Source organism: Kitasatospora sp. NPDC089797, assembly GCF_040684795.1.
In the GTDB taxonomy this organism is placed as follows: Bacteria; Actinomycetota; Actinomycetes; order Streptomycetales; family Streptomycetaceae; genus Kitasatospora.
Map to the genome: position 1 here is coordinate 134,190 of NZ_JBFBGS010000019.1, position 8,952 is coordinate 143,141.

The window sequence follows — 8,952 nt, forward strand, 5'->3', positions numbered from 1 at the left end:
GCCTAGGCCCAACCGTCCTGTCGGTGCACAGCGGGACCGGGAACGGGGCGAAGTCGTTGCCGACCGGACGGGCCGGGTGGGATTCGTCCACCGGGCCCGCACGTCCCAACTCCCTTGCCGGGCCCGCTCAGTGCGTGGTCAGGAAGGCGGCCAGCGCGTCGGAGATCCCCTGGGCGGCCTGTTGGCGCCACTGAGGGTCCGTCATCCGCCGGGCGTCCGCGGAGTTGCGCATGTTACCGCACTCGATGAACACCTTGGGGACCGTCGAGAGGTTGAGACCGCCCAGGTCGGACCGGGTGTCCAGGCCCTCGTCGGCGATGTAGTCGGCGTACGGCTCGCCGGTCGCGGCGTGGAAGCGGTCGCGCAGCAGCAGGCCCAGCCGGTGCGAGGGCCCGACGATCGCCGAGTTGTCCGCCTTACCGGCGACCACCTTCGCGGGCATGATCACGTGGAAGCCGCTGCCGCTCGCCGGGCCGCCGTCGCCGTGCACCGACAGCGCGACGTCGGCGTGCGCGTCGGCGCCGGCCCGGGCGCGCTCGTCGACGCACGGGCCCCAGGGGCGGTCGCCGTCCTGCACCAGCACCACCTTGGCGCCCCGGGCGGTCAGCAGGGCGCGGGCCCGGCGGGTGACGTCCAGGGTGTAGTCGGCCTCGGTGTAGCCCGCGTTGGTCTCGGTGCCGGTGGTGTCGCACTCCTTGTGGCCGTTGCCGACGTCCACCTGGCGGTTGATCTCGGTGGGGTGGGAGAAGTTGCCGGGGTTGTGGCCGGGGTCGAGCACGATGGTGCGGCCGGTGAGGTCGCCGGCGGGGGGAGCGGCGGCCGGGGTGCTGCCGGTCGCTGCGCTGCTGGTCGCCGCGCTGCTGGTCGCCGTGCTGCCGGTCGCCGTGCTGCCGGCCGGTGGGGCCTCCGGAGTGGCCGAGGGCCGGTCGGTGGGTTGGCCGGTGGGTTGGTCGGTGGCGGGTCGGACGGCCGCGGGCGGCGCGGAGCTCGCGGCGCCCGCCGGGCCGGAGTCGTCCAGGGCGTGCCAGCCGAACCAGCCCGCCGTGCAGAGCGGAACGGCCGCGGCGACCACGGTGGTGGTGCGCAGCAGGGCGGAGCGGCGGGGCGGTCGGGAGGGCTGGCCGGTCACGGGTGGTTCAGATCCTGTCCGAAGTGGGCGGAGTGATGCCGTACGCGGTCGCGATCGGCTTCCACTTGTTCAGGAAGTCCGACTTCGCCTGGGTGGCCTGGGGGTTGAGCTCGTCCGCGTGCTTCTTGTCCGCGGTGGTCGGCGCCCGGCCGGCACAGCCCTGGGCGGAGACGGCGCGGGCCCAGCTCGCGTACGCCCGGTCGACGTCGGCGGACAACTGCCAGGCGGACTTGAGCGAGTTCACCGCGTCCGCGCCACCCGGCAGGTCCGAGAAGCTCAGCGCGGAGAGCTTGGTCAAGAGGCCGTCGCGCTGCTTGGCGCCGCTGTCGAAGACCTGCGCCGCGCTGTCGATGTCGGCCTTGGCCGGGCAACTGCTGACCTTGGCGACGGCGTTGCTGATCGAGGCCCGGGCGTTCTCGCCGTCGGTGAGCAGGCCGTCCAGCGCCTGCGCCTGGGCCTTGGCCTGGGGACCGGCGGTGGTCGCGGTCGGGGACGGGGCGTCGGAGGGGGTGCCGGGGGCGCCGCTCGGCGCGGCGTCCGTGCCGGTGGGCGCCGGGGCGGGCTGCGGGTTGCCCGAGCCGCTCGCACCGGCGGCCGAAGGGCCGGGCGCGGCCCGGTTGTCCGTGTCCTTGCCCGAGGTCGCGTACAGCAGGCCGCCGCCGACCGCCAGCACCAGCAGCAGGGCGAACCCGATCAGCAGCGGGGCCTTGCGGTTGGTCGGGCGGTCCTCGTCGTCCTCGTCGTCGACCGGCTGGCCGGCGACCGGGTAGTCGGGGTGGGCGCCGTACGGGTCCTGCTGGTACGGGTTCTGCGGGTAGGGCTGCTGCTGGTACGGGCCCTGCTGGTACGGGCCGACCGGGGGTGGCGGCGGGTACACGTAGCCGGGGCCGGGGAGCTGGTCGCCGAGGGGGCCGCGGTCCTGCGGGGTCGCGTGGGTGGGGAACGGCGTGGCGCCGGACGGCGTCGCGGTGGGCGGGGTGCCCGGGGGCGCCGGGGGCACCCGGGGGAGGGCGGCGGTGGGGGCGCCGGGGCCCGGGTCGGAGCCCGGTCCGGGCGCCGGGGCGTCCTGCGGCGGGCCGAAGCCCGGGGCGGTGGACAGGTAGGGGCGGCCGCCCAGTGGCGGACCCTGGTCGCCGACCGCGCCCGTGGCGGGGGGCTCGGGTGCTGCGGCGGGAGCGGATTCGGCGTCCGGGCGCTGCGGATTGCGGACCCAGCCGCCGGCGCCGCCGCGCGCGGTCGGGTCCCAGACCGCCGGAGCGGTGTTGTGCTGGTCCGTCATGTGCCGCTGGCCCCCACCGTCCGCCGATGCTCTGCCTGGTGCTGCCGCCCGTGCCGCAGCCGCCGGGGGCTGCGCGGACACCGTACCGTTCGAACCCCCGGCCGACAGCCCCGGCACGACGTTAGAGCATCCGGGCGTGGCGGTGGGGACGATCGCGCGGGGCGGTCGGGGTGGGTCAGGCTCGGGCGGTGGTTCAGACTCGGGCGGTGGTCAGGCTCGCGCGGCGGTCCGGCGCAGGACGCGCAGCGAGCCGGTCACCGAGACCTCCTCGAAGCCCTCGGCCAGCGCCCGCAGGTACACCCGGTACGGCGCCTGGCCGCCGTCCGCCGGGTCCGGGAACACGTCGTGCACCACCAGCAGGCCCTCCGGCGCCAGGTGCGGTGCCCAGCCGTCGTAGTCACCGGTCGCGTGCTCGTCGGTGTGCCCGCCGTCGATGAAGACCAGGGCCAGCGGGCGCCCCCACAGCGCGGCGATCTGCGGCGAGCGGCCGACCAGGGCGACCACGTGCTGCTCCAGCCCGGCGGCGTGCAGGGTGCGGCGGAACCGGGGCAGGGTGTCCATCAGCCCGACCTCCGGGTCCACCAGGGTCGGGTCGTGGTACTCCCAGCCGGGCTGCTGCTCCTCGGAACCGCGGTGGTGGTCCACGGTCAGCGCGACCGTCCCGGCCTCCCGGGCCGCGGCGGCCAGCAGGACCGCCGAGCGGCCGCAGTAGGTGCCGATCTCCAGCAGCGGCAGCCCGGTGCGCCGGGCCGCCGCCACCGCGGCCGCGTACAGCGCGAGGCCCTCGTCCACCGGCATGAACCCGGTGGCCGCCTCGAACGCCGCCAGCACCTCCGGCGCCGGACGGGCGCCCTCCAGCAGGTCGGACATGCGGTGCTCCTCGGGGTCGGGCGGCGGACGGACGTGCTCGGACCCTACTCGACGGTAGCGGTGGGGCGGCCGTCGGCCTCCCGGAGCCCGGTGGCGGTCCCGCCCCGGACCCCGGTGGCCGTTCCGTGCCGGACGGTGCGGCCGGGTGCCGTCAGCCGGCCAGCAGCTCGGCGGCGATCCGGGCCCGGTACGGCGCCAGTTCGGCGGCGATCGCGGCGGCCTCGGCGGTGTCGGCGGCGACGGCGGCAGGGCGGTCCCCCGACCGCTCGGCCAGCGCGATCCGCAGGTGGGTCGGCGGGTGGGAGCCGTCCACGGCGGCCCGGTCCCGGGCGCTCAGCCGCAGCAGCCGCTCCTGTTCGGCGGCGGGGACGGTGGCGAGGTGCTCGCGCACCCGCTCCCAGAGCAGTTCCGGGGCGGGCGGCGCCGGGGCGTCCGCGCTCCGGCGGTTCCGGGCCCGGACCACCCGGGGGCGTCCGCGCTCCTCGGCCCGGATCCGGGTGATCGCGGTGTCCACCGTGCCGAGGAGCAGCAGGGCGGCGAGCGCAGCCCGGGCCGCCTCGCCGCCGGCCACCCGGACGGCGAGGGCGTCCGCGCGGTACTCGGCCTGCTGGCCGGCCCGCGAGGTGAGCCGGTCGAACAGCACCAGGCCCTGGTACACCAGCCAGGCGACGGCGCGCAGCACCAGCCGTCCGAACACCGCGCCGAGATGCACCAGCAGCGAGAGCCCGTCCTGGCCCGGGCCGCTGCCCCGGCGGCCCGGGTGGGCCATGCCGTACCAGGCCCGGAGCGCCGAGACGGCGCTGTACAGCCAGAACGAGCGGCGGTGGTCACCGTTGACGCGGTGCCCGAACTCATGGCCGAGCAGCGCGATCCGCTCCCGGTCGTCGAGCACCTCCCAGAGCGGCAGGCCGAGCCACAGGACCGACCGGCGGCGCAGTCCGACCAGACCGTACGAGGCGTTGAACTCGTCGGTGACCCGGATGACGTCCACCGGGCGGGCACCGACCTCGGCGGCCACCCTGTCCGCCAGCCCGTACAGGGCCGGCGCCGTGGCGCGGTCGAGGACGCCCTCGCCCCGCGGCAGCCGACCGAGCCGGGGCCGCAGGGTCACGGCGATCACCAGCAGCACTCCGCCGGTGCAGCGCTGCACGACCGTCCCGGTGATCAGCAGCCAGAGCGCCAGGGCGAACAGACCGACGGTGACGAGGTGGATCACCCCGGCCGCGGCGGAGGCCAGCAGCCAGTCCCGACGGGCGGTCGGGGAGTCGCGGCCGGCCGCCTGCTCCTCGAACAGCCGGTCGGTGCGCTCGGCCGCCGCGCGTTCGCGCCGGGTGGGCCCGGGGGCGTGCTCCTGCCCCGGGACGAGGTTCCAGTCGCAGGCCGGGCACCAGGCGACGAACCGCGGGTCGTCGGTCAGGGCGGCGCGGCAGCGGGGGCAGGGCGAACCGTGGGCGGGTCGGGCGTCGGGTCTGCCGGCGGAAGCGGTGAGGGGTGTGGTCACGGCGGAGATGATGGCGTGTCGGGTGGTGTGCGTACAGCGGATTTGTGCGGCGCTGCTCTGTACGGCACCGCTCTGTACGGCATCGCTCCGTGCGGTACCGCCCGGCGGCGTCCGACCCACCGCCCTGGAACGCGTTCTAGTCGGGTGTCGGCGACCGTGCCAGAATCGGCCCGACCCTTGACCCGCGGCACTCCGGGAGCAGCCCCATGCGCGCAGCCGTCCTGCACAAGACCGGCCAGGACACCCTCGACGTCCGCGAGGACGTGACGGCGGTCGGCTTCGGACCGGGCACCGTGCGGGTCCGGATGCGCGCCGCCAGCCTGTGCCACTCCGACCTCTCCGCGATGAGCGGCGTGCTCCCGCAGCCCGCGCCGTTCGTCCCCGGCCACGAGGGCGCCGGGGACGTCGTCGAGGTCGGCGAGGGCGTGACGGGCGTCGCGCCCGGAGACCGCGTGGTGCTCTGCTGGATGGCCCCCTGCGGTCGTTGCGCGCACTGCGAACACGGCCGCGGCCACCTGTGCATCGCCAGCCTGCGGCGGCTCGGCGCGCCGGGCTTCCGGCTCGCCGACGACGGCACCGAGGCCTCCGGCTTCTACGGCACCGGCGCCTTCGCCGAGGAGGTGGTGGTCGCCGCCGACGCCGTCATCAAGGTCCCCGCCGACCTGCCGTACGAGGCCGCCGCGCTGATCGGCTGCGGGGTCACCACCGGCATCGGTGCCGCGGTCAACACCGCCCGGGTCGAGCCCGGTTCCTCGGTCGCGGTGATCGGCGCGGGCGGGGTCGGGGTCGCCACCGTCCAGGGCGCCCGGGTCTGCGGCGCCGCCCGGATCACCGTCGTCGACCCGGTCGCCTCGCGCCGCGAACGGGCGCTCGCCTTCGGCGCCACCGAGGCGATCGCGCCCGAGGAGCTCAGGGCGACCGCCAAGGGCCTGCCCGGCGGGGGCTTCGACTACGTCTTCGAAGCCGTCGGCCGGGCCGCCACCGTCCGGGCCGGCTACGACGCCACCCGGCGCGGCGGCGCGGTCGTCGTGATCGGCGCGGGCGCCCAGGACGACCTGGCCCAGTTCACCATGGGGGAGCTCTTCTTCAACGAGAAGCGGCTGCTGCCCTCGCTGTACGGCGGCGCGCCGGTGGCGCGCACGATCGGGCTGGTCGTCGACCGGTGGCGGGCCGGCCGGATCGACCTGGACGGCATGATCACCCATCGGGTCGGGCTGGCGGACGTCAACCGGGCGATCGCGCAGATGCGCGGCGGCGAGGCGCTGCGCACGGTGATCGCGCTGGACCGGCGGGACTGAGCCGGGCCCGCGGGGGCGGGCGCGCTGACGGGGCGGGGGCTGCGGCGCCGACGAGACGGGGCCGGGGAGGCGCGAGGGCCCGCCGGGTGTGTCCTCGGCGGGCCCTCGTGGTGTGCGGTGGTGCGGTCGGGATCAGCTGTCCGTGCGGATCAGCCCTGGGCGCCGGCCCCGCGGTGGCGGCCGTGCGGGTCCATCCCGGCGGTGTCGTCGGCGGCGGAACCGCCCCGGTGGCGACCGTGCGACGCGGCGTCCTCGGCCGTCTTCTCGTCGGCGTCGGTCCCGTTGACCGCGGGTCCGGTGGTGTCGGTGAGGGTGTCGGACATGGGAATCGTCTTCCGTGCGGAGGGTGCAGGTCATCGGCGCCCGTCCGGTGCCTGCGGCACACGGTCGGGTCCCCGATCGGGTGCTCGGTACGCGCCCACAGCCGGTGATCGCGGCCCGCGCCCCGGCCACCATAACGGCCGGGACTGACGAGATCCTATCGACCTCATGAGGCGGGTCCCGTTCCTCCCGCGGGCACCGAGCCCAACCAGTGGCCCACCAGCTCGCGGTAGAACGGCGACAGCACCTGGAGGTCGCCGTGCCGGGCCGACAGCCCGCCGCCCCCGTCCAGCAGCAGCACCCGGTCCGCCCGCAGGGCCGAACTGATCCGGTGCGCGATCACCACCAGGGTCACCGGCCGCTCGGCGAAGGCCCGTTCCACCCGCTCCTCGGCGGCCGCGTCCAGCCGGCAGGTCGCCTCGTCCAGCACCACGACCGCGGCGCGCGCCACGTACGTCCGCACCAGCGCGATCAACTGGCGCTCACCGGCCGACAGTTCACCCGGATCGGGCACCAGGCCCGCCGTCAACCCGCCCAGCCGAGCGACCAGTTCACCCGCCCCCAGCCGCTCGACCGCGGCCGTGAGCTCCCGCGCGGACACCTCCGGGGCCAGCCAGGCCAGGTTGTCCCACAGCGACCCCGGGAACACGTACGCCTCCTGCGGCAGCAGCACCACCCCGCGCGCGCCCCCGCCCACCACCACCGCCCCGCCGGTCGGTGCCACCAGCCCTGCCAGCAGGCCCGCCAGGGTCGACTTCCCCACGCCGCTCGGCCCCACCACCGCCACGTGCTCCCCGGCGCCGAAGACCGCGTCCACCCCGTCCAACACGGCTGCCGCCGCCGGGCCGTGGGCGAACCGGACCCCGAGCAGCCGCACCTCCCCGACCGGCACGCCGGGCGGGGAGGCGTCTCCCTCAACCGCCGTCCCGGCGCGGGAGGGCTGGTCCGTGACCTCCGCCAGCCGGTCCAGCACCACCGCGAGGTTGAGCAGCCAGCCGCCGACCGTCCCGGCCAACGTCCTTACGGCTGGATCGAGTTGCTGGAGCAGGTAGGTGGCGACGCCGAGCAGCTCGCCCGCCGACAGTGCGTCGTGCGCGAGCAGCCACGGGGCCGCCGCGAGGACGGCCAGCACCGGCAGTCGCCCACCGGACGCCACCACCAGCGCCCGCGCCGCCGACGCCCGGCCCAGCGCCCGGGCAGCCGCGGCACTCTCCTCGGCGGCCTCGGCCAGCGCGCGGGCGACGGCCTCCCCGCTCCCCGCGGCCTGCACGTCGCGCAACCCGTGCAGGGCCCGCCCGGCCTCGGCGGCGAGCCGCTCCTCGGCCAGCACGACCGACCCGCGCCGGGCCGCCATCGGCCGCAGCAGCCGCACGAAGACCAGCCCGGCCGCCAGCAGCGGCAGCAGCACCAGCGGCAGGACGGCCGGCGCCAGCAGTGCCAGGCCGGTCAGGGCGGCGACCAGGGTGACCCCCACCCCGCGCAGCGTGCGCAGCAGCGTCGCGGTCAACTGCCGGGCGGCCTCGACCTGTTCGGTGAGCCGTGCGACCTCGGCCGGGTCCGCCGAAGGGCGCGCGAGTGCGCTGCGGACCACCCGCTCGACCAGCGCGTCCCGCAGTGGCTCCACCACCCCGGCGAGGTGCGGGAACCCGGCCCGCGCCGCGAACGCCCGGACCGCCATGGCCGCCCCGAACCCGCCCAACCAGGCCAGCCCGACGGCGGGCCGCCCGGCCAGGAAGCCCTGATCGACCGCCGCCGAGACGAACAACCCGGACACCAGCGGTGGCAGCGCCTCCACCCCGGACCACACGAGCAACCCGCCCAACGCCCCCCGCGTCCCGCGCAACTGCCGGACCAGCAGCCCCCACCCCGGCGCCCCCACCACCGACCTCCGCCGCCGCCGGCGCCGCCCTCCCGCCCGGCGATCAGCCCGCTGCGTGGGAAGTCGGCTCCGCCGACTTTTCGTGCCGGCCGTGGCGCGGTGCGTGGTGATCTGCATGGGAAGTCGGCCCAATCGGCTTTCTACGAGAAGGAGGGGAGAGGGAGGAGAACCCGAGCAGAACCGGCCCGACCGAGCCCCGCCGCCCGGCCCGCCCATGCGGGAGCGGCTCCGGGAGCGCAGGAAGTCGACCAGGCCGACTTCCAGCGCACTCCGCCCGGGGCAGCTGCGCCGATTAGGCAGGCCGAGCGGGCCGCAGGGTCTCGCGTGCGCGGGAAGTCGATGGGGCCGACTTCCTGTGCGCGTGGCACTGGGATTGGCTGCGCTTGCGCAGGAAGTCGGGCGGGCCGACTTCCTGCGCGGTATTGCCTCTGGGGTGTGGGAGGTTGGTGGATTCGACGTTCTGGCCGCAGAGCCCCGCAAGCGTGGGAAGTCGACGGGGCCGACTTTCCGCGCGGGGTGCCGAAACGTATCTCCTCCCCTTGCGCGTGTGTGCGCGTGATCGGGAGTGGCTGGGTTTGCCCGGGAAGTCGATGGGGCCGACTTCCTGTGCGCGTGGCACTGGGATTGGCTGCGCTTGCGCAGGAAGTCGGGCGGGCCGACTTCCTGCGCGGTATT

7 protein-coding genes are annotated in these 8,952 nt (G+C 76.4%); 1 reads left to right on the plus strand and 6 read right to left on the minus strand.

The window, feature by feature from the left end:
* Positions 1–127: 127 nt before the first annotated feature.
* The 4 genes from AB0O91_RS17650 to AB0O91_RS17665 form a co-directional block, all read right to left on the minus strand.
* On the minus strand, positions 128–1,129 hold the full coding sequence (locus tag AB0O91_RS17650; RefSeq protein ID WP_363433521.1) for an N-acetylmuramoyl-L-alanine amidase: 1,002 nt from the start codon (positions 1,127–1,129) through the stop codon (positions 128–130).
* Positions 1,130–1,136: 7 nt separating this feature from the next.
* A complete protein-coding gene (locus tag AB0O91_RS17655) occupies positions 1,137–2,408 on the minus strand; it encodes a hypothetical protein (RefSeq protein WP_363433523.1) in 1,272 nt (423 codons plus the stop codon).
* Between the two features lie 210 nt (positions 2,409–2,618).
* On the minus strand, positions 2,619–3,278 hold the full coding sequence (locus tag AB0O91_RS17660) for a class I SAM-dependent methyltransferase (protein ID WP_363433526.1): 660 nt from the start codon (positions 3,276–3,278) through the stop codon (positions 2,619–2,621).
* Between the two features lie 151 nt (positions 3,279–3,429).
* Positions 3,430–4,779 (minus strand): M48 family metallopeptidase, encoded by a 1,350-nt coding sequence (locus tag AB0O91_RS17665; RefSeq protein ID WP_363433529.1) that lies wholly within the window; start codon positions 4,777–4,779, stop codon positions 3,430–3,432.
* Positions 4,780–4,985: 206 nt separating this feature from the next.
* On the opposite strand from AB0O91_RS17665, the gene AB0O91_RS17670 reads away from it, so the two are divergent.
* A complete protein-coding gene (locus AB0O91_RS17670) occupies positions 4,986–6,077 on the plus strand; it encodes an alcohol dehydrogenase catalytic domain-containing protein (RefSeq protein ID WP_363433532.1) in 1,092 nt (363 codons plus the stop codon).
* Positions 6,078–6,226: 149 nt separating this feature from the next.
* Here the strand turns inward: AB0O91_RS17670 and AB0O91_RS17675 are convergent, their stop codons facing one another.
* Both AB0O91_RS17675 and AB0O91_RS17680 read right to left on the minus strand, forming a co-directional pair.
* Positions 6,227–6,400: a hypothetical protein gene (locus AB0O91_RS17675; protein WP_363433535.1), complete on the minus strand. Its 174-nt coding sequence runs from the start codon at positions 6,398–6,400 to the stop codon at positions 6,227–6,229.
* A gap of 164 nt (positions 6,401–6,564) precedes the next feature.
* On the minus strand, positions 6,565–8,277 hold the full coding sequence (locus tag AB0O91_RS17680; RefSeq protein ID WP_363433538.1) for an ABC transporter ATP-binding protein: 1,713 nt from the start codon (positions 8,275–8,277) through the stop codon (positions 6,565–6,567).
* Positions 8,278–8,952 lie beyond the last annotated feature (675 nt).